We start from the raw sequence: 19,261 nt of genomic DNA, 5'->3' as shown, positions 1-19,261 counted from the left end.
GGCTTTCGCGCCTTGGCTTTCGCGCCTCAGCAACTGAGAACGGTTGCATCGATCAATTTTCCAACCACGGACCTCGTCGTCGCTGCCAGAATGGCGCGTCGATAAAGCGGTGCTCGGAGGCATACATCGCCGTTTGCGCGGCAAGGTGCGATGCGATGCCTTGCAGGAACTGCTGCTGATACTGAACCGCTTTCGTCCCGTCGTTTTGCGTGAGAAGTCCAACAACGCTTTCGGCTGCCTGAATTCCGCTCCACAGGGCGGTAGCAAGTCCGTTCGCGCCGAGCGGATCCAATGCACTGGCAGCATCGCCCGCTCGAATGATGAATGGTTCGACAAGCTCCGATGCTGTTACGGTGCTGGCTGCGGCGAAATGCAGTTCGGGCGCCGCGGCCAGATCCATACCAAGACTCGACAAGCGCGGAGAGATCGCTGTCGTTTGCGACGCCAGGTCGGCCCACAGACCGGCATTTTTGCGGAATCCTGCCGGTAGCAGATCAGAGTCGGTAAAGAGTCCCACCAGCATACGGCCGCCGGGCAGCAACGACGTATACCACCACCCTATCGCCACAGCCTCAACAAGCGTAACGGGGATGGCCTCAACGTCCTCGTCAAGCGTGAAGACACTGTAACAGGCCACGAGCTTGTCGAGGCGACGGAGCGTCGCCGCTGGACCTGCGGTCACAGCGGAGCGGCCTGAGCAATCAACCAACAACCGCGTATTGACCGGTGATCCGTCAGCAAGCTCAACGGCGATTCCGGTTTCAGATCTCGAGAACTGCCGGGCTTCGCAGAAGACGCGATCTACGCCATCGGCTTCAAGTGTTTCCGCCATCCGAGCCTCAAGCCGATAACGATCGATGTGCCAGCCCGACATTTCTTCCTGGTGGAACACGCCACGACGCAGCGCTCTATTGCCCCACACGGAATAGCTGCCCTGACTGACTAACGCCGTCTCCGCATCAAGCAGGCCATGCCATCCAAGTGTTTCCAGATAGGGGCCCGCCCGGAACGACAGCGTTTCGCCCCGACTGGCAACATCCGACGGTGGGGCGACAAGAAGGGCATCAATCCCGCGACGCGACAGGATGCGGGCACATGCCATTCCGGCCATGCCCGCCCCCAAAATGACGGCCTGACGTTCTGTCACTACTTCAATTCTTTGTTCGCGGCCAAATCCGTCGAACCGCGCTGCACCTCGACGAAGACTTCTGCAGGAACGCCAGGAATATCCTTGGGGCCACTACGACGCACGACAACGCCCATCTGCGTCCAGAGCTCGATCATCCGGCGCAGGCCGTCTGTATAGCTTGCATCGACGTGCAAGCCGATGCCGGCTGCGCCGCGCGACCAGGCGACACGCGCGTGATAGAAGCGCAGGCGCTCCTCCATCGGAAGGTCGGTGCGCATCATCTGCTTGTAGAAGCCTTCCGGCAGGACATCGACGGGCAGAAGCGCGGGCCACCACACTGGCGTCGGGAACCCCTCGCCCGTCAGCACGGATTGGCAGCTGAATGCATCGCCCTGCCACGGAACGCCCATCCAGCGCGTGAGGTCGCCAGGCGCCTGCGGTCCAACGGGAGCCCCATCCTGCGGTCGCTGCGGATCACCTGAGAACACATTCTGCGGATTGAGTTGCAGTCCGATATTTTGAACCAGAGTCTTTCGGTTCGAAATCGCGATACGGAACGGTAGCGACGTCTCCTTCGTCGAACGGTAGAGCGCCGCATGACGGATAGGCCAAGTGATCTCGACGCCGGGATGGAAGGCTCCGCCAGAACAGGCATCGAGCGCAGTGCGCGTCAATGCTTCCGGACGCAACGACAATGGCATGTCATCGAGCTGCTTGACGGCATCGGCTGCAGGATCATCGAGATCGTTGATAAAGTCGCCCTTCGCCCAGTCGCTCAGAATTCTGTATTGGCTGGATGTAAGCGTGAGCCAACTGGTCGGGCTGCCCGGAAAATTGACGCCGTCACCGAGCATCGGAGGCAGGGCGTCCGAACGGGTATCGTCACCACCGGGTTTACGGAACGCCGCGAGCACCTTCTCTCGGGCGGGGCGCGTCTTTGCTCCCGTATCCGCCAACGACTTGATCACCGCCGGATCCGAAAGATCGTCGAGGTCCATCCAGGCCTTGCCGAGATACGAGGCCTGCGCGACCCACTGCATCATCCCGGAGCGCCGCAGAATAGGCAGCACGTCGCGACGGAAGGAAACCTGACCGGCGACCGCCTTCATATGTCCCGTAGCGATCATCGCTTCGCGCGCGGCATCATAAAGGCTGACGATCGGCTCAATCTGGGGAGCAAACTTCGGCCCGCAGCACACGACCCACGCCGGTTCGCAATCGACATCTGCATCGCCGACGCGTACTGTGGCTTTCACCCAGCCATCGCACCAGTCGTCGTGCCAACCATCGTTGTTGGTAAAGTCGCGCACCGGATTCTGAGCCAAAGCACTGTTGGATATTCCGTCCGCCGGGAATACCAGCAGCCGGCCTGCATCGTCAGTGCGGAGATGACCGAGTTTCACTGGCAGCTTTTTCCAGAACCGACCTGCCATTTGATAGGCGGCATCCCGGCCATCCGTATTCTTCGATGCGCCATCGATGCGGACTGCCCCCGCGTCAATCGCCAGCATTTGTTCGCGACGGGCAGGTTCGATGAAGGCATTGCGTTGTGCGCCCGGAATACCGGGAGCCTGCGCGCCTCCGTCCAAGGCATTCGAATAGCCATACCAGGCAGCCTTGGTGTTCGCGACGTGCACCGTCCAGCGCACACCATCGGACGCTCCCAGTTCGCGCACCACGCGTCCCTGATCGTCATAACCGTACACGCGGAAGCGCTGGACCTGTTTCTTGATGCTGCTTGGTCCCTGCTTGAATCCTCCCGGAGGCTCGTTCATCAGACCGGGAACCTCGGGCGCCAGAAACCACTCATCACCGTTGCCGACACGTGAGAAGCCAATCGCGGGAAAGATTGCGGCGCGAACAATGCGCGCTCCCGCAGGTGCGGCCTGCTGCGCGTCCACTGGCGATACGGCGGCCCTGAAAAGCGTAGGCGCAGCCAAACCGAAAGCGGATGCACCAATCAGAAAATCGCGACGCTTCATATATGACAGTCCTTCCATTCCATGTAGCTCGTGCAACCTCGTGCGACGGCGCGACGACGAAATTCCGTCGCATCGCGACCGACAACGATGCCGCAACACTCCAATCAAATGCCGAAGCGATCGATCGCCTACATGAACGCCGAATCTTTAATATGTGATTGCCGCGAGCAGCCGAGTGGCTTTCACGACTGCGCTGCGAGAACCAACACAAAGAACTTCGCAAAGTAATTCCCAAGTAATGACCCTGCATTGATGCGCCGGAGTCACATCTTTCGTTACATCTCGTTACATTATGTCACATTCGTTACGTTTAGCTGCGCGCGTTTACCAAACAACGTGCGGCAATTTTTCGCGAAAATAATCTGAGATATGTCGCTAATGCGGCCCAATTTTCGAGGCCCCTGTCCGGAAAGGCGTGCGAGAGTGGATCATTGTCACTACTCTCAGGGGTAAGACAGCCATTTCCTGAAGCTGAACAGAATGTCCAACCTCCTGCAGCAATCGCGTCGCGTATCCTTGGAGCGCTTGCAGACCTAGTCAAACGATCTCAATCGTCTTGACAAGACGCACACCCGCACTTCCCAAAATGCGAAGGCGATCCTTCTGGATCGCAAGAATCGGTGTTTGCGAGCCGGCCGAACTCGATCGCTTCTGGCTTCAGCATTACTGTCCTGAGGTCATCGCCGTGGAAGCCAGCAGATACCCTTCCACGCAAGGAATTGGCGCCCCACTTGGCGACCAGTCCGAGGTCCTGCCGGTTCCAATTCCGCTGGACTGCACCGACGGCTTCAACGAGGCGTATTTCGGTCGCCCCGAAATGCTCTTGAACCCTGAGGCGCGCCGTGCCTGCTCGGCGTGGGCTTTTGTCGACGACACCGTCATACAGCGCTTCGAAAACGATCTGTCACGGGATATCAAATTCGGCCGATGGGACGAGCGGTTTGGCCATTTTCGAACAGAACCGCTTTTCCTCGGTTCGCTAAAGCTTATTGTGGGACGTTGACGGCTAACGGATTTTGGCAGGTCCAGCCGACGGGCCTCCGGCGATTGCCTTGCAATCGCGGTTGAGACCAGTTGGGAGATCATCGACTGCAATCGCGACATCAGCCAAAATTGTCACGTTGGCACGAACCCAACCGGCAGATCGTCAACCTGATATTCGCGATCTGCGCCTTCAAGATCCACCCGGCATCCGAAAGCCAGGGCAACCAACAAGGAATCTCGATGAATTTTTCCAGCTTCTTTGCGCGCTTCGTCGCGCTGGTCGGCGGTGCCGCGCTATTGTGGCGTCGGTTGCAGGGGGCAGCACCAAAGCCGGCATGGGGCGATGATCCGCAGATTCCGTTAGCGAAGTCGCAAGGCGCGATCCCGACGCTCAAGATGCCGACGGCCAGGGGCTGGAGCGCCGGCCAAAAACCCGTGGCGGGACCGCGGCTGAAGGTCAACGCATTTGCGGCCGGCCTGGACCATCCGCGCTGGATCGAAGTGTTGCCAAATGGCGACGTGCTCATTGCCGAGGCGACGCAGGTCGCAGGCCCTCCCAGGAGCATGTTCCACTATGCGATGCAGGCGACGATGAGACGGGCCGATGCACTTGGCGTCAGCGCGAACCGTATTACGCTGTTGCGCGACCGTGACGGCGATGGCGTCGCAGAAATACGAGAGACATTCATGGAGGGGCTGAACCAGCCGTTCGGCATGGCGCTGGTAGGCGAGACGTTCTATGTCGGCAACACCGACGGCATCGTAGCGTTTTCGTATGCGGGGGGCACGGGCCGCATCACCGCCGAGGGGCGCAAACTTGTCGAGTTCAAGCCTGCCGGGCATTGGACGCGAAGCCTGCTGGCGAGCCCCGATGGCAAGAAGCTCTATGTCGGGGTCGGCTCGCTCAGCAACATCGCCGAGAGCGGCATGGAGGTCGAGGAAGGGCGGGCCTGCGTCTATGAGCTCGATCTTGCGAGCGGCAACAGCCGCATGTTTGCGAGCGGCCTGCGCAACCCCGTGGGCCTCGCATGGGAGCCGCAGACCGGCGCGCTCTGGACGGTCGTCAACGAGCGCGATGGGATCGGCGACGAGACACCTCCGGATTATCTGACCTCGGTCCGCGACGGCGGCTTCTACGGCTGGCCCTATTGCTATTGGGGGCAGACGGTTGACGATCGCGTCCCGCAGGATCCGGCCTTGGTCGCAACGGCCATCACGCCGGACTACGCCCTTGGCGGGCACACGGCATCGCTGGGTCTATGCTGGTTGCCGGCCGGCACGCTTCCGGGCTTTCCCGATGGCATGGCAATCGGACAGCACGGCTCCTGGAATCGCAGCACGCTCAGCGGCTACAAGGTCGTGTTCGTGCCCTTCGAGAACGGACGCCCATCCGGCCCGCCGCGGGACATCCTGAGCGGATTCCTCGCACCGGATGAGCGGGAATCCTACGGGCGACCGGTCGGGGTAGCGCTCGGCCCCGACGGTTCTGTTCTGGTGGCGGACGATGTTGGCGATGTGATCTGGCGTGTAACGGGCGCCTGAGCGCACTTGCCAGTACGTTCCTATGACTTTGAAAAGCGCGACATCAAAGTTACCGGAGGTGGCAATGGTTGTAGACAGGCGATTCGAAAGCGCCGTCATAGCAGGCGTTCATAAAATCCACCGTATGAGCCGCGTGGTTCAACGAGATGGATTTCTAGGATCCAGTGCCGCTCCCGGCCGAGTTCGTCAGGATCGTCCATGCGCTTGGTGTTCCCCGGCTGTATCCGATTCAAGTCCCTATTTCCAGGGATCTGGGCGTGAGCGAATTCACTCACAAGATGGCCTGCGATCGCACCGCCAAAAAAGCCATCCAGCCTCCGCCGCCGCCTTTTGTGCATACGCGTATAGTTCGGAGCCTGTTATGCCGCGTGATGCATGGTAATGGGCCTGCACCTTTTCGAAGACGATTGGTAAGGCTTCGACTAACGGTCCTCCAGGATGATTACCCAGAATATAGGTACGACCGAGATCCGCTTCCCAGTCCTCGAAGACAGGCCCTAAATCCACATAGACGATGTCGTCTGCCTCGATGCTGCGGACCGGCGGGTTGTCGGCCGCAAGCGTCAAAGTATTCGTGCCCGCCCGCACAATGCGCTTATGCCAGTGCTTCTCAGCGCCAAACTGTTGCAATGCGATCGCGTAAATCTCTTGCTCGACCTCTCGCTCCGTCCGCCCCGCTCTGACAAGGTTTCGCCTTTCGATCTCGTCAAACAGCGTAGCTGCCCTTCGTTCTGCCTCAATGAGCGCGACACGCCTTTCTGAAGGTATCTTCTGTCCTTGCTTCACGCCCAAGACTCCACAATCCCAAGGCAACTCGCGTCGGTGGATGTTCTTTGCCTTTTGGCTGACTAGAGCGTGATGATTTTTCTTCGAATCATCATCCCGCTCTATCTTTTTGTTTGAGCATGATCTTTTCGGAAAACCGGTATCCACTTTTCCGGATCATGCTCTAGCCTGCGATGCATCAGGTCCGAATTTCACGAACGCATTCGATACCATCGGCGCTACTTCGTAAATGCTTCATTGTATTCGAATTGATATAACGAGACAAATACTATTCGGTCGGGATATCAATCATCCGATTTTGGAGACTTACCACCTTCGCCCACAGCCGAGCACTTCACCGGATTTGTAGGCCAGGCGCCAATGGACGGATATAACCCGATCCGGCAGCTTGCTCGGTGCCCCTCTTGTTCAGACATTTGGCGGAGCCAATGCATAAATGCTCCGCTGTGGTCACCAATTGGATGATAGGCCTCGGGAATCGCAACTGAAGAATTCTGCGTCGTTCTGGCCGGCCAAACTTAAAACCATCTACATGGGAGGTCGCGAAAGACCTTGCCCTAAGAAAAGCCAGTTGAGAGTTCGCAGACTGTTTTGGCACATTGCAGCAACTCGCCGCTGCAAGTTAGTGGCCGGTCTTTAGCCCTCCTTTTTTACGAAGCGCTGCCTCGGACTGATTTCCAACGACCTTCGGTAAAGCGCTTGCTTCGACTCCCAACGCTCTGGATGAAAGCTCAGAAAGCGAGCGCTCGAAACGAATGTCGAGAGGAAGATGCTTTGCGATGAGGCGAAAATTCACAGCACCGTAAAGCATGTCAATCACCGCGTCGATGTCGAGAGTTGCTGCAAACTCGCCATCGCGCACGCCGGCTTCAATTACCTCGCGGACCGCCGCCCGACGATCAGCGAAGAATCGGCGATGAAATTCTGCGAGAATTTCGGGTTCGAATTGTCCCTCAGCCAGGATCTCGGCGACTATCCGACCCAATTTGCCCCGATACTGTTTGATCAGTAGTACAAGGTGTTTTCTGATTGCGTCGGCGGCGCTGTCAGCGCGAGGAATGGGCGTATTCGAAATCATCGAGTCCAGGAAGACCTCGATGACGATAGCCGTTTTGCTGGACCACCAGCGGTAGATAGTCGCTTTTCCGACGCCGGCTTTCTGCGCAATCGCCTCAATCGTGAGATCTCGGACCGTCGTCGAGTCCAGCAATGAATGCGTTGCCTCGAGGATGGCTCTTCTCGATGCTGCACTGCGCGGCCGTCCTGTTGCCTTTGTTTCGTTGGCCAAATCCGCTTTCTTCATAACCTGGTCTGTTCCTTCCGGCGCATTTCGGGCAGCCGTGAATCCTGCGGGGGGTGATGCAGATCAACCGAAGAGCCTGAGGGCTCTAACTGTATATTCGGAGCACGTCACCGATCAATCGGCACAGATATCGCCGATAGTTCAGCATGAGGTGCAGATGCGATCTGCGAGGCTGCGAAGTCAGATCGTTTGCCGGGCCAGCAATATCACCTGGGGACCCGGACCGGCGGGGCGATAGGCCACAGCGCCGAATGCTTAAGGAGATCGAGCGAGCGCGTTGAACGGGGCGCCATCAAGTCTTGCCGCTTTGAATGGCCTGTTGCGCTCGCTCTTGCGGCAAAGAAATCTCGCAAACGTGCAAGGGCATCTTGCAATTTCAATAACGAAACGATACGTATCGAATATATCGGACCGAGCGGTGTCGCTGTCGTGGCAACGCGCGGAACCAGCGGAATTGGCTTGGGCCGAGGCGAAAAATGGAATTTGAGCTTTATTGCCGCGCGGAATCGGGGAACTGTTACAAGGTCGCGCTGATGTTGAGCCTCTGCAACCTCAGTTGGCGGCCGCGCTTCGTCGACTTTTTCAATGACGCGAGCCGCGCTGAATTCCGCGCTAAGGTAAGCGGGATGGGCGAACTGCCCGTGTTGAAGGCGAACAATCTGACATTGTCGCAATCAGGCGTGATTCTCACTTATCTATCGGAGGCGACAGGTCTGTTCGGTGGCAAAACAGACGAAGAGCGCCGCGAGATATTGCGATGGATACTCTTCGACAATCATCGCTTCACACCCAGCTACGCAACGCTTCGTTTCGTGAGGGGGCTCAGAGGACTGCCCGAAAGCGCGGTGACGGAGTGGCTGCGGGGCCAAGCGATCATTGCTCTCGAGATCGTGGAAGAGCGGTTGAAAGATCGCCCGTTCGTGGTCGGAGATGACTTGACGATCGCGGATATATCGATGTGCGCCTATCAATTCTATCACGAAGAAACCGGGATCGACCGAAGCCAATATCCGCACATTGGAGCGTGGCTTGACCGAATTGCCTCCTATCCGGGCTGGGCGCATCCCTATGAACTGATGCCGCGGGCGCTGGCGTCCGCCGCGCGAGAGGGAGCTGCAGGCCGCGATGACGAGCCTTAGCTCGATCATCCCCGGTGCGAGGAGAGGGCTGTCCTGGGCGTCAACGCGAAGGGGCGGGTCGATCTCGTGCGAGAGGATGCTGACATGGCAACTTGCCATTTGCACCGCTTGATCAATTAGGTTGGGCTGATTTCATGGTTCTCAAGAAAACAAAACCGCAATCTTCATCCGATGAAACGCCTGCAAGTCCGACCGAGCGAAGTGTTCGGTTGTCGAAAGCGCGTCTGACGGTGGTGATGGTCTTTGCCGTATATCCCCTGGTGACGGCTTTGCTCTACGTGCTGGGGCCGATTACGAGCGATTGGCAGATTTGGCACCGCACTCTCATTCTGACGCCAGTTACGGTAGCGTCCATCATATTTGTCATTACGCCCATGGTGAATAAATACTTGGGCACCCACCTCCGACCTTGGCGGAAACAGAGTGATTAATAAGATCTCATGTTCGCTGCGCTTGCTTGGCGCGAGATGGTGTAACGAGTGGATACGCGCCGCTCCTTGGCTGCAGAGATGCTTCTGTCGCCTGACCTGAAGACTGAAGTCAACCTTCCCCGGCGGTCACAAATGGGGCGAAGCGGCGCCTGGTTTCCACTTGCGAAACGACCGCCCGAGGCGGCGATCGTTCCAGTTGCGGTCGAGATGAATCAGAGCCTGCCCTCGGCAAGAAGTGCGCGGGTGCGTTTCAACGTCGCCAGCAGAGCTGGCCTTAGCTCGCCCGTCTCGTCTTCGAACAACTCGTTGACGATCGCACCCTCGCGTGGGCCGGTAGCCTGGAAGAAGGTGACCTGCTCTCTGCGGCTCGAGTGTAATGATCTCACGGAGGTTCGAGCCGGCGATGGTTGCTTCGCGCACGAAGTGCGTCGAATTCTCTTCGACGACCTCGCAATGCGTGCAGAGACCTTGCGGTAGGAAAAGGCGAGCATCGCGCGCCTTTAGCTCGAGACCCTTCCAGATCTGCTCGCGGGTCAGTCTGGTTTCACCGTCCGGATTCACCGGGCTGTCGCGGTTGAGTAAATCATGATCGATCTCCCTCAATGTCTGACTGTCCACTCACTCGGAGGCCGTAGCGGCCATGCCGTTTGCGAAGTCGCGGTAGGAGTGCAGCGGGCGGCCCAGGATCGTGGTCAGGCGCTCGACGTCGCCATGGTCTGGAATCATGCCGTCACTGACGTAGCGCTCGGCCATCAGGCGCATCTCATAGGCCATCCACTTCGGCATGAAGGTCGCCATGCTCTGCTCGAAGCCACTGGGGTCGTCGCCGCCATAGGCGACTGAGCGGCCCAGCACCTCGGACCAGATCGCGGCCACCTCCGAACCGGTCAGCGTATCCGGACCAACCAGGTTGATGGTCTCGATCGGCAGCTTGCCGGGCGCTTGGTCCCTGCGGATCAGTTCGATCGCTGCAACCTCGGCAATATCGCGGGCGTCGACCATGGCGACACCTTTGTTGCCGATCGGCATCGGATAGAGGCCGTAGTTGAAGATGACGTCCTTGATCATGAGTTCGTTGTCGATGAAGTAGGACGGGCGCAGAATGGTTGCGCTGAAGTCCATCGCTTCTAGCATCCGCTCGGCGCCGGACTTCACTGCAAAATGCGGCACGTTCACGAAGCGATCGGCGTGGATCACCGACAAATAAACCACCCGATTGACGCCAGCCTCGCGGGCAACATTCAAGGTGATGATCGCTTGCGTGAATTCGTCGCCCGTAACCGCGTTGAGCAGGAACAGCGTACTGACGCCGTCGAACGCGGCCCGCAGCGAGCCGATGTCGAGCAGGTCACCCTGCGCGACTTCGACATTGGCCGGAAAGTCGGCTTTTGAGGGATCGCGGGTGAGCACGCGCGCGCGAACGCCGCGATTGACGAGTTGCTGGACGACATGGCGGCCGACACGGCCAGTAGCGCCGGTAACGAGGATGGTCATGGATTTCACTCCTAATTTGGGGATGCCGAAGTGGCATGGCTCAAATTAGTGATCCATATTCGCGCCAATAGTCGCTATATATGGACACTCTGTCTCACAGGTGGAACGCTATGGACCTGCTGGCTCTGGCCGATTTCAGTCTGGTGGCTCGTCACGGCGGCTTTGGAAAAGCGGCCCGCGCTACGCTCCGCCCGAAGGCGACCTTGTCGCGCCGCGTCTCGGAATTGGAGGCCAGCCTGAATCTGCGGTTGTTCGAGCGGAGCGCGCGCGCACTGAAACTCACGCAGGAGGGACGGGCGCTCTACGAGCGCACGAGCGCCTTGCTCGTCGAACTTGATGAGACAGCGGCAACCATCGCTTCCGGGGGAACCAAGCCGCGGGGGCGGTTGCGGATCAGTGCCCCACTGCTCTTTTCACAGACAGCGATGGGCAAACTTGCAGGCGGGTTCGCGTTGAAATTTCCTGACGTCAGCCTTGAGGTCACGGCCGAGGATCGAGGCGTCGATATGATCGAAGAAGGTTATGATCTTGCTATCCGCGTCAATCCGGCACCTGATGAAAGTCTGATCGGTCGCGTCTTTCTGCACGACCGTTTGGTCGTTGTCGCGAGCCCATCGCTTGCCCGCGGCGTCGAAGACGCAATGGTTCCGGCGGTCGTTCGCGGCGGCGGCAATCAAACCGAGACCTGGGACGTGGTGACGTCCTCCGGGAAATCGCGGTTAACCGCCAATCCGATCCTTAGGCTTTCGTCGCTTCCGATGATCCGCGATGCCGTGCGCGCGGGCGTCGGCGCGGCGCGACTTCCGATATCCCTTGTGAAGCATGATATCTCTGCCAGACGGCTGGTGCATTGGGCCGACGTCGATGGGCCGGATATCGCCCTGTGGGCGCTCTATCCCTCCCGCCGTTTACTCAGCGCACGCGTTTCAGCCTTCCTCGAGTTTCTGAAGGCCGCCTTTCCAGAGGGGACTCCAGACGAACTTGCCAGTTACATCAGCGACGGATGACGGCTATGGCGCGAAGCGGGCATCCATTGTGCTGGACTGAGTTCGCAACTCTGCACTGAATGGCGCCAGAATGGTGCCCAGGGAGGGAATCATACGCAATCACTGACGCGGCGAACCGCTGTTTGTCCTTGCGGCGTGAGCGCTTGGCACGGTGGCGGAGGTTGGCTTACACCGCGAAACCCGGAGCCCGGGGCGCCTAGCTCGGAAGCATCTTTATGGCCTGCCGAAGCCGCCGCTGTTCGAACCCCTGGCTAGGTTCAAATACTGGAGGCGCAATACCCGATCACCACCGTCCTCGCTACCACCATCACTAGATCCGAGCAAACCACGCGACCTGTGTTGATCTGGTCCGGTGGCGGCAAGCGCGCCGCCGCCGACGCGGGTCATTTCTTCTTCTGAAGCTTGGTCACGGTGTAGCCCGAGGCCTCATTCTCGGCCTCGAACTGCACCTTGTCGCCGACCTTGACCTGCTTGATCATCGCGGGATCCTTAACCCGGTAGACCATGGTCATTGGCTCGTCCATTCCCAGATTTTTTGCCGGACCATGCTTGAGCGTGATCTTCCCGGCGCTCTCATCGACTTTCTTGACCTCACCGTCGATCATGGCAGTCTGCGCGGCAGCTACGCCCAGCATCAATGCCGTGGCAAGGACGGCTGTTCCTGCAGCGCGAAGGAACGTCTTCATTGTATTCTCCTTCATTGCTTCATTTCACCGTAACGTGGCCGGTCATGCCGTATTCGCGGTGATCGGCGATCAGGCACGAGTATTCGAACCTTCCCTTCTTCGTGAATTTCCAGAGGATCTCGGCCGATTTCTTGGATTCGAGCCGAACGCCGTTCGGGTCGTCGTGCTCCATGTGAGGATGCTTCTTCATCAGTTCGGCGTGCTTGAGGTTTTCAGCCGTGGTGGCGAGGATGAACTCGTGACCTTCCTTCCCCACGTTGCGCAGGACGAACCGAATCTGTTCACCCCGCTTCACCTCGATGTTCGCGGGCTTGAAATCCATCTCGGTCATCTCGACCTCGATGGTGCGCGCCGGCTTCTTCGGGTCGCCCGGTTCGCCTGCGGAATAGGATTCGCGCCCGTGGGACTCGTGAGCAAGCGCAGGATCCACCGTCCATATCGCAATCAGCGCCAAGCAGATCGTTATCCGCGTTTTCATGTCTTTTTTCTCCATTTCAATTGTTCTGCTTCTGCGGAAATGGGGAACTACATTTTCATTCCCTTCATGTCGTGCTTAGGTTTGCCGCCACCTTGCGGCGGCTTGGCCGTCGCCGGCGACTGGCGCCGGGCTGGCTCCGCCGATGGCGCCTCGACTTCGTAGGCGATGGTACCGGCCGGATGCTTATAGGAGGCGGGGTCGCGGTAATCGCCATGCGCCAGGTCTTCGCGGATCTTCATCACCGTGAACATGCCGCCCATTTCGATCGGACCGAACGGCCCCGTACCGGTCATCATTGGCAGCGTATTGTCAGGTGCGGGCATCTCCATGTTGCCCATGGCCATTCCCGTATGGCCGATCACCATGGCGTCTGGAGCGAGCTTGCCGACCGCCTTGGCCAAGTCCCTTTTCGAGACGCCAATCATGTTGCGCATGTCGTGCCCCATCGCATTCATCGTGTGATGTGCCTTGTGGCAGTGAAAGGCCCAGTCGCCGGGATTGTCGGCGACGACGTCGAAAGCGCGGATCGCACCGACCGGCACGTCAATGGTGACCTCCGGCCATTGCGCGCTCTCGGGTAGCCAGCCGCCGTCGGTGCAGCTCACCGCGAAGCTGTGGCCGTGCAGATGGATGGGATGATTCGTCATCGTGAGATTTCCCATCCTGACGCGCACCCGATCGCCGAGTCTCACGGGCAGCGGATCGATGCCCGGAAACACACGGCTATTCCAGGTCCACATGTTAAAGTCGGTCATCTCGTTGACCTTGGGCAGATAGGTGCCAGGGTCGATGAGATAGCTGCTCATCACGAAGACGAAGTCGCGGTCGACGGGCCGGAACGACATGTCGCGCGGATGGACGATGAACATTCCCATCATGCCCATGGCCATTTGCACCATCTCATCGGAGTGCGGGTGGTACATGAACGTCCCGCTCTTCCTCATCTCGAATTCGTAGACGAAGGTCTTGCCGGGCGCGATATGCGGCTGATTGAGACCGCCGACGCCATCCATACCGCTCGGCACGATCATGCCGTGCCAATGCACCGTTGTGTGTTCTGGCAGTCTGTTCGTGACGAAGATACGGACCTTGTCGCCTTCGACCGCTTCGATCGTCGGGCCCGGAGCCTGACCGTTGTAGCCCCACAGGTTCGCTTTCATACCCGGCGCGAACTCCCGCACGACCGGCTCGGCGACGAGATGGAATTCCTTCCAGTCCCCGTTCATTCGCCAGGGGAGCGACCAGCCGTTGAGTGTGACAACGGGCCTGTAGTCCGGCCCAGTCGTCGGATGAAGCGGCGGCTGGGAGGTCGCCTTATCCGTCGTGGGTGCCTCGGGGATCGCCGCAGCTTGAATGCGGCCCGAGATCGCGCTGGCGCCGACGAGGGCTGCCGTTCCCAAAAAACCTCTCCGTGAAAACATTGTAGGTCTCCGTTTAATGGCTGCCGCCAGCCGCCTGGGCGGTCCTCGTAGATCCAGATTCTCCACCGCTGACCGGTCCGCCGGCATTGACGACATTCCTGAGATCCGCCTGGGCGAGAAAGAATCCCCGCTTGGCCTCGATGGCCGCGCGCAGGGAGGCGAGCCGCTGGCGGACCTCGATCAGCAGCGCGAACACGTCCACCTGCATGCTGGAGAAACGCAACTGCATCTCCTCGGTGATGATCTGCCGCAGCGGCAGAACCTCGCGCTGGTAATGCGTCGCGATGTCGTAGGTTGACCGGTACACGCGGTAGGCGTCCCGAGCCTCCGAGCGAACGTTGACCGCTTTCTCAGTCAACCGATTGAAGGCTTGGTTGTAGATTTCGCTCACCTGACGGACGCGCACTTCGCCACCGTCCCAGACCGGGATCTGGAATTGCACGTCGAAGCCGCGTTCGCGGAATGGCGGTCCCTCGGGATCACGCGTGCGACGGTCGATGCCGGCAAGATCGAGCAGCGTCACGAAGCGTGTCGCCGTCGTGAGGTCGAGCGACTTTGCAAGCGCCACGAGCTCCATTCGCGCGATCTGCAGGTCGAGCCGGTGGGAGACGGCATCCACCTCTATGTATGGAAGCGTCTGCGGTCGGCGCGGCAGCGGCGGCAGCTTGTCGGGAATTCGGAACGTCAATTCGGCACCCCATAGACCCATCAGTCGCGCCAGCCGCTCGCGCGCGCTCGCCGACTCCTGCCGGACCGCCGCGAGATCCGCCGTCGTCTCTGCATAGAAAACCTGTTCGCGAGCCTGATCGAGCTTGTTGAGCGAGCCGGTCTCGCCCAGCTTTTTTGCGAGTTGCGCGGTGGACTCGGCGGTCGACTTGGCGTCGGTCAGCAGCACCGACATCTCGTTTGAGGCCACCGCCCTGAAGTAGGCGCGGCGGACGTCGGCTGCGAGCCGTAGCGTCTCCAAGGCCGCCTTAAGCTGGGCCCGGCGAAAACGCTCGCGGGCGATATCGCTGCGCAGCGGCAGCGTCGCGAGCGCCAGTATGTCGCCGACCACCTGCCGTTCGATCTCACTGGCGCCGTTGCCCGAAATGCGGGAGACGGCAAACGTCGGATTCGGCGGCAGGCTCTGCTCAACCATGTCAGCTTCGGCCAGTGCCAGCTCGTTGTAGGCGGCTTGCAGGCCCTTGTTGTTGAGGAGCGCGACCTTGACCGCGGCGTCGGCGGTCAGCGTCCGCGAGAGCAGCTGGCGGACCGTCGCCTCTACCCTCTCGGCGTCGTCTGAAGAGCGCACGAAGGCGGCCTCCTTGCCCCCCGCTGTCGCGGTGACGGCCGAGACAACGGCGAAGCCGCTGTCAGGCGAGAAGGATGCGCATCCGGACAGCACTGTCGCGGCAAGAAGCAAGCCCATGGCAGTCGCAATTTTCGCGCAGCGCACGATCATCGCTCGCCTCCATCGGAATTCGATTTAGGCGCGACGGCGTCGTTGCGATCGCGCCAAGGCATTGGCGTCGCCGGCCGCAGGCTGGAATAGGGCGCGAGCGTCGGGCGATAAGTGACGCGAGGGACCGGCGCCGCCGGATTCGCCGGATCGGCGGACCCAATGGGTACCGTTTTGGGCTGACAGCCTCCTAGCGCTGCAGCGACCATCACGGCGCCGACAATCAACCTGCGACGCCATTCGCGCGCCGCCGGAATGGCGGCGAACTTCGCCGAAACTCGCGAAAACATGGGTCTTCCCCGCTCTGCCGATGGACCACGGACGCATGCGCGAATCGCGCGCGCAGCGCCGGCTACGTCACGTCGAGATCAGGCGATGGGAGGACGGTAAAGGCGCGGAGGCGCCTCGCTGCGCACGCTTCGATAGGACTCGGAGGCGCAAGTAGATACTGGCTGGGAGGGCGGCGCGACACGCGGCAGATCGGCCGGCATGGCTGAGACGCACATCATAGCGCAGCACGGTCCGGCGCCGCTCTTTTCATCATGGCGGTGTTGTCCGCCGCCGGCTGCATTGGCCTGATCATCCGGATGCTGGCGCTGTGCTGCGCCATCATGATATTGGATGGTCCCGCCGTGCGCATGCTCGGCGACGGCGGCGTGATCATGGATATGGGCGACCGCCGCGGTCTGGAACTCGTCCAGACAGGGCGCGGGTCCGGAGCCAAAAGCCAAAGCCGCACCAGGCGCTAGGACGCAAAACAGATACAGCAGAGCGGCAAGCCGCCTCATCATCACCCGCTTTGATCTCGTCAACCGCCGAAACATCGTGTGCCGTCATCGCTCTCCGATTCACCGCACGATACCGTCAAAGCACGGTTCCGCCAAGAACCAGTCCCAAACGTTGGATGTGCGCGGTCCACGGCCATCACTTTGGTTTCCACTTTCAGTCGCTTCATAAGCGTAAACTGCTTCACAGACAACCTGAGAGCTCGTCTGATACTTTGGGTTTTGCAATCCTCGATCCTTTGTAAGGCCGTCCCTCGGTGAAGGGAGTAGATTATGCCCTGGATCGGAAGCAAGAAGATCGCATTCGTTCCGCTGTTTCGGACCAACGCAATCCCGCCGGATGTAATTCCAGCCGACTGGAACAGCGATATTCTGCGCCGGGTCCTGTTTGATCCGGACAAGAAGACCGGACTCGATCGATCCCTCCGCGCCTATATCCACGCCGCATCATCCGGGAAGGCCGACCTGGATGCCGTCGTGAAGCCGATGGCAACAACCGACATACGAGACGTGAGGCTCGAGCTTCTTGACGACCTACTCGACGGCCCCGGACTGCGAGCGCAGGGCTTCGATGCAGCCGCGGCCGTTATGCTCGGCGGGCCGGGAGCCGGCACCGCTCAACGAGGAGGGTTCTGGGCACTAGGCTCAAATCCCGGGCATGCAACACCCGATTCTTACGATCGGTTGAAAGCTCCATTCCGAGGTTGGCGGCATAGTCTCTTGACCTCTCGACAAGACCAGGTCGAATGCCTCTCGGTCCGCCCTAGCGTAGTATGGCATAGCGCTGATGGTCGTTGCGTAGAATTGGCGTTCCCTATTCCGCGTGCTGGCGAAGTCTGCGCGGGCGCTGCGCCCATCCAAACCAATTCACCAATTCGACTCCACCCCGATCAGGCGCCTGCGCTCGTCCGGAAATCCGTGCTCCGCGACAGCCCTTCCCACGTGTCGAGGTCTTGCTGCAGGTCGGCGACCTTCTTTCGGATGAGATCAAGGGCGTCTCCCCCGATCACCAAGTGCAGTGGTGGCTCATCCGCCTCCAACGCGGTGATGGTCGCTCTGGCACCGCGCATCGGATCACCCTGCTGCTTACCGTGGGCGGCCAGCAGATTGTCGCGGGCCTTACCGGCTGTGTCAGCATAGGCCGGCAGCCGAATGTTCGACTACTTCATGGAACGCCCTCGGAAGTCGGTGCGGAACCCGCCCGGCTCCACGACAGTGACACCAATGCCGAAGGGAGCCACTTCCTTGGCCAGCGTTTCGGACAGTCCCTCCACCGCGAACTTCGCCATATGATAAAACCCGACATCCGGAAATGTCGTGATCCCGCCGACCGAACTCATGTTGACGACGTGCCCGCGTCCGTGTTCCCGCATACCAGGCAGGACGGCCTTGATCATGTTCCAGGTACCGAAGATGTTGGTCTCGAACATCGCGCGGACGTCGGCGTCCTCGCCTTCCTCAATGGCGCCGACGTAGCCGTATCCGGCGTTGTTAACGAGCACGTCAATCGCACCGAACCGCTCTTCAGCCACCTCGACGGCGGCCCTCACCTGATCCGGTTTGGTGACGTCGAGTTCCACCGCAAGAGCGATTTCGCCATGATCCTTGACGATGTCAGTGACAGTGGACGGATCTCTTGCGCTCACGACGACGCGATAGTCCGACTGCAAAGCCTGTTGTGCAAGCGCACGCCCTAGGCCTGTCGAGCATCCTGTAATGAGCCAGAGATGAAACGATGGTGCAGAGCAGTCTCGATGATCTTGCCGCGTTTGCCTGCGTGGCTCGCTTGCGCAGCTTCACCCGCGCAGCGGCTGAACTCGGCACCTCGACCTCGAATCTCAGCCATACGATTAAGCGGCTCGAATCGAGGCTTGGCGTTCGTCTCCTCCAGCGCAACAGCCGCAGCGTCTCTGCCAGAGATGCTGGAGAGGAACTGCTCAGTTCGATTGGACCCGCGCTCCAGAGTATCGAAACCGCGGTGGGTACCCTCCAACTCTGCCGCAACCGCGTCTCGGGCACGCTGCGTCTGACAGCCACGCGTCAGGCCTACGAAATGGTCATCCGTCCGGTGCTGCCGGACTTCACCGCCGCGCATCCGGATGCGACGGTTGAGGTGCTGATCGAATATGCTTTTCGCGACATCATCGCCGACCAGTTCGACGCCGGCATCAGACTCGGCGAAAGATCGAGCGAGACATGATTGCGCTGAAGGTCGGACAAGACCTCCGCATGGCGGTAGTGGCCACGCCATCCTATCTTGCGCGTTACGGCACGCCCCAGCACCCGCGCGATCCGATGGGGCACCGCTGCATCAACTATCGAATGGTCGACCCTGGCGCGATCTACCCCTGGGAGTTCGAGCAGAACGGTCTTGAGTTCGACGTGCGGGTGCCGGGGCCGCTTACCTTCAACGAGCCCGAACTGATGCTGGATTGTGCGCTTGAAGGTCTCGGCGTTGCCTATCTTCTTGAACATGAAGTCGCGCCATATATCGGCCGAGGCGCACTGACCCACCTGCTTGCCGACTGGACGGCGCCCTTCCCTGGATTCTTCCTCTACTATCCTTCGCGCCAGCGGTTACGGCCGGTGTTCGGCGCGTTCCTGGACCTGCTACGTCGTCAATCTGGTCAGCGAATGGCTGCTTCCGGATGAT

Annotated in this window: 19 protein-coding genes and 1 pseudogene; 8 read left to right on the top strand and 12 right to left on the bottom strand. The window is 60.0% G+C overall.

Features of this window, described 5'->3' with window-relative positions:
* Nucleotides 1-52: 52 nt before the first annotated feature.
* Both OZ411_RS27390 and goxA read right to left on the bottom strand, forming a co-directional pair.
* Nucleotides 53-1,147, bottom strand: coding sequence for a tryptophan 7-halogenase (locus tag OZ411_RS27390; RefSeq protein ID WP_282530455.1), 1,095 nt, complete (start codon nucleotides 1,145-1,147; stop codon nucleotides 53-55).
* Complete coding sequence (goxA, locus tag OZ411_RS27385; protein ID WP_282530454.1) at nucleotides 1,147-3,111, bottom strand: CTQ-dependent glycine oxidase GoxA; 1,965 nt, start codon at nucleotides 3,109-3,111, stop codon at nucleotides 1,147-1,149. Before goxA ends, OZ411_RS27390 begins: the two co-directional genes overlap by 1 nt.
* Before the next feature lie 556 nt (nucleotides 3,112-3,667).
* Between goxA and OZ411_RS27380 the strand changes: the two genes are divergently transcribed.
* Nucleotides 3,668-4,114: a hypothetical protein gene (locus OZ411_RS27380; protein WP_282530453.1), complete on the top strand. Its 447-nt coding sequence runs from the start codon at nucleotides 3,668-3,670 to the stop codon at nucleotides 4,112-4,114.
* 221 nt (nucleotides 4,115-4,335) lie between these two features.
* On the top strand, nucleotides 4,336-5,637 hold the full coding sequence (locus tag OZ411_RS27375) for a sorbosone dehydrogenase family protein (protein WP_282530464.1): 1,302 nt from the start codon (nucleotides 4,336-4,338) through the stop codon (nucleotides 5,635-5,637).
* A gap of 267 nt (nucleotides 5,638-5,904) precedes the next feature.
* Here the strand turns inward: OZ411_RS27375 and OZ411_RS27370 are convergent, their stop codons facing one another.
* Complete coding sequence (locus OZ411_RS27370) at nucleotides 5,905-6,570, bottom strand: M24 family metallopeptidase (RefSeq protein ID WP_282530452.1); 666 nt, start codon at nucleotides 6,568-6,570, stop codon at nucleotides 5,905-5,907.
* Nucleotides 6,571-7,045: 475 nt separating this feature from the next.
* Nucleotides 7,046-7,726 carry a TetR/AcrR family transcriptional regulator gene (locus tag OZ411_RS27365; RefSeq protein ID WP_130578851.1) on the bottom strand — a complete coding sequence of 227 codons (681 nt, stop codon included), beginning with the start codon at nucleotides 7,724-7,726 and terminating at the stop codon, nucleotides 7,046-7,048.
* A 476-nt stretch (nucleotides 7,727-8,202) separates the two neighbouring features.
* On the opposite strand from OZ411_RS27365, the gene OZ411_RS27360 reads away from it, so the two are divergent.
* Together OZ411_RS27360 and OZ411_RS27355 are read left to right on the top strand one after the other, a co-directional pair.
* Nucleotides 8,203-8,865 carry a glutathione S-transferase family protein gene (locus OZ411_RS27360; protein WP_282530451.1) on the top strand — a complete coding sequence of 221 codons (663 nt, stop codon included), beginning with the start codon at nucleotides 8,203-8,205 and terminating at the stop codon, nucleotides 8,863-8,865.
* 92 nt (nucleotides 8,866-8,957) lie between these two features.
* Complete coding sequence (locus tag OZ411_RS27355) at nucleotides 8,958-9,296, top strand: hypothetical protein (RefSeq protein ID WP_245476073.1); 339 nt, start codon at nucleotides 8,958-8,960, stop codon at nucleotides 9,294-9,296.
* A 212-nt stretch (nucleotides 9,297-9,508) separates the two neighbouring features.
* On the opposite strand, the pseudogene OZ411_RS27350 reads toward OZ411_RS27355, so the two are convergent.
* Both OZ411_RS27350 and OZ411_RS27345 read right to left on the bottom strand, forming a co-directional pair.
* Nucleotides 9,509-9,883: pseudogene (locus tag OZ411_RS27350) on the bottom strand (AtaL-like protein).
* Between the two features lie 31 nt (nucleotides 9,884-9,914).
* Nucleotides 9,915-10,790 carry an NmrA/HSCARG family protein gene (locus OZ411_RS27345; RefSeq protein ID WP_282530450.1) on the bottom strand — a complete coding sequence of 292 codons (876 nt, stop codon included), beginning with the start codon at nucleotides 10,788-10,790 and terminating at the stop codon, nucleotides 9,915-9,917.
* Nucleotides 10,791-10,900: 110 nt separating this feature from the next.
* Here OZ411_RS27345 and OZ411_RS27340 point away from each other — a divergent pair, with 110 nt between their 5' ends.
* The gene (locus tag OZ411_RS27340; RefSeq protein WP_282530449.1) at nucleotides 10,901-11,797 is read left to right on the top strand and encodes a LysR family transcriptional regulator; all 897 of its coding nucleotides are present in this window, start codon (nucleotides 10,901-10,903) and stop codon (nucleotides 11,795-11,797) included.
* Nucleotides 11,798-12,180: 383 nt separating this feature from the next.
* Here the strand turns inward: OZ411_RS27340 and OZ411_RS27335 are convergent, their stop codons facing one another.
* The 4 genes from OZ411_RS27335 to OZ411_RS27320 form a co-directional block, all read right to left on the bottom strand.
* Nucleotides 12,181-12,432 (bottom strand): copper-binding protein, encoded by a 252-nt coding sequence (locus OZ411_RS27335; RefSeq protein ID WP_282530463.1) that lies wholly within the window; start codon nucleotides 12,430-12,432, stop codon nucleotides 12,181-12,183.
* Between the two features lie 70 nt (nucleotides 12,433-12,502).
* A complete protein-coding gene (locus OZ411_RS27330) occupies nucleotides 12,503-12,961 on the bottom strand; it encodes a cupredoxin family protein (protein ID WP_282530448.1) in 459 nt (152 codons plus the stop codon).
* A gap of 47 nt (nucleotides 12,962-13,008) precedes the next feature.
* On the bottom strand, nucleotides 13,009-14,382 hold the full coding sequence (locus tag OZ411_RS27325) for a multicopper oxidase domain-containing protein (protein ID WP_282530447.1): 1,374 nt from the start codon (nucleotides 14,380-14,382) through the stop codon (nucleotides 13,009-13,011).
* Nucleotides 14,383-14,395: 13 nt separating this feature from the next.
* The gene (locus tag OZ411_RS27320; RefSeq protein WP_282530446.1) at nucleotides 14,396-15,826 is read right to left on the bottom strand and encodes a TolC family protein; all 1,431 of its coding nucleotides are present in this window, start codon (nucleotides 15,824-15,826) and stop codon (nucleotides 14,396-14,398) included.
* Nucleotides 15,827-16,365: 539 nt separating this feature from the next.
* Here OZ411_RS27320 and OZ411_RS27310 point away from each other — a divergent pair.
* Complete coding sequence (locus OZ411_RS27310) at nucleotides 16,366-16,572, top strand: hypothetical protein (RefSeq protein ID WP_282530444.1); 207 nt, start codon at nucleotides 16,366-16,368, stop codon at nucleotides 16,570-16,572.
* 926 nt (nucleotides 16,573-17,498) lie between these two features.
* Here the strand turns inward: OZ411_RS27310 and OZ411_RS43385 are convergent.
* On the bottom strand, nucleotides 17,499-17,678 hold the full coding sequence (locus OZ411_RS43385; protein ID WP_349017039.1) for a hypothetical protein: 180 nt from the start codon (nucleotides 17,676-17,678) through the stop codon (nucleotides 17,499-17,501).
* 90 nt (nucleotides 17,679-17,768) lie between these two features.
* Nucleotides 17,769-18,326 (bottom strand): SDR family NAD(P)-dependent oxidoreductase, encoded by a 558-nt coding sequence (locus OZ411_RS27305; RefSeq protein WP_349017040.1) that lies wholly within the window; start codon nucleotides 18,324-18,326, stop codon nucleotides 17,769-17,771.
* 68 nt (nucleotides 18,327-18,394) lie between these two features.
* On the opposite strand from OZ411_RS27305, the gene OZ411_RS27300 reads away from it, so the two are divergent.
* Together OZ411_RS27300 and OZ411_RS27295 are read left to right on the top strand one after the other, a co-directional pair.
* Nucleotides 18,395-18,808: a LysR family transcriptional regulator gene (locus OZ411_RS27300; RefSeq protein WP_282530443.1), complete on the top strand. Its 414-nt coding sequence runs from the start codon at nucleotides 18,395-18,397 to the stop codon at nucleotides 18,806-18,808.
* Nucleotides 18,805-19,260 carry a LysR substrate-binding domain-containing protein gene (locus tag OZ411_RS27295; protein ID WP_282530442.1) on the top strand — a complete coding sequence of 152 codons (456 nt, stop codon included), beginning with the start codon at nucleotides 18,805-18,807 and terminating at the stop codon, nucleotides 19,258-19,260. The genes OZ411_RS27300 and OZ411_RS27295 overlap by 4 nt, the downstream gene beginning before the upstream one ends.
* Nucleotide 19,261 lies beyond the last annotated feature (1 nt).

This window comes from Bradyrhizobium sp. Arg237L (assembly GCF_029990105.1).
Lineage (GTDB): Bacteria > Pseudomonadota > Alphaproteobacteria > Rhizobiales > Xanthobacteraceae > Bradyrhizobium.
This window is presented reverse-complemented; position numbering and strand designations above follow the sequence as displayed.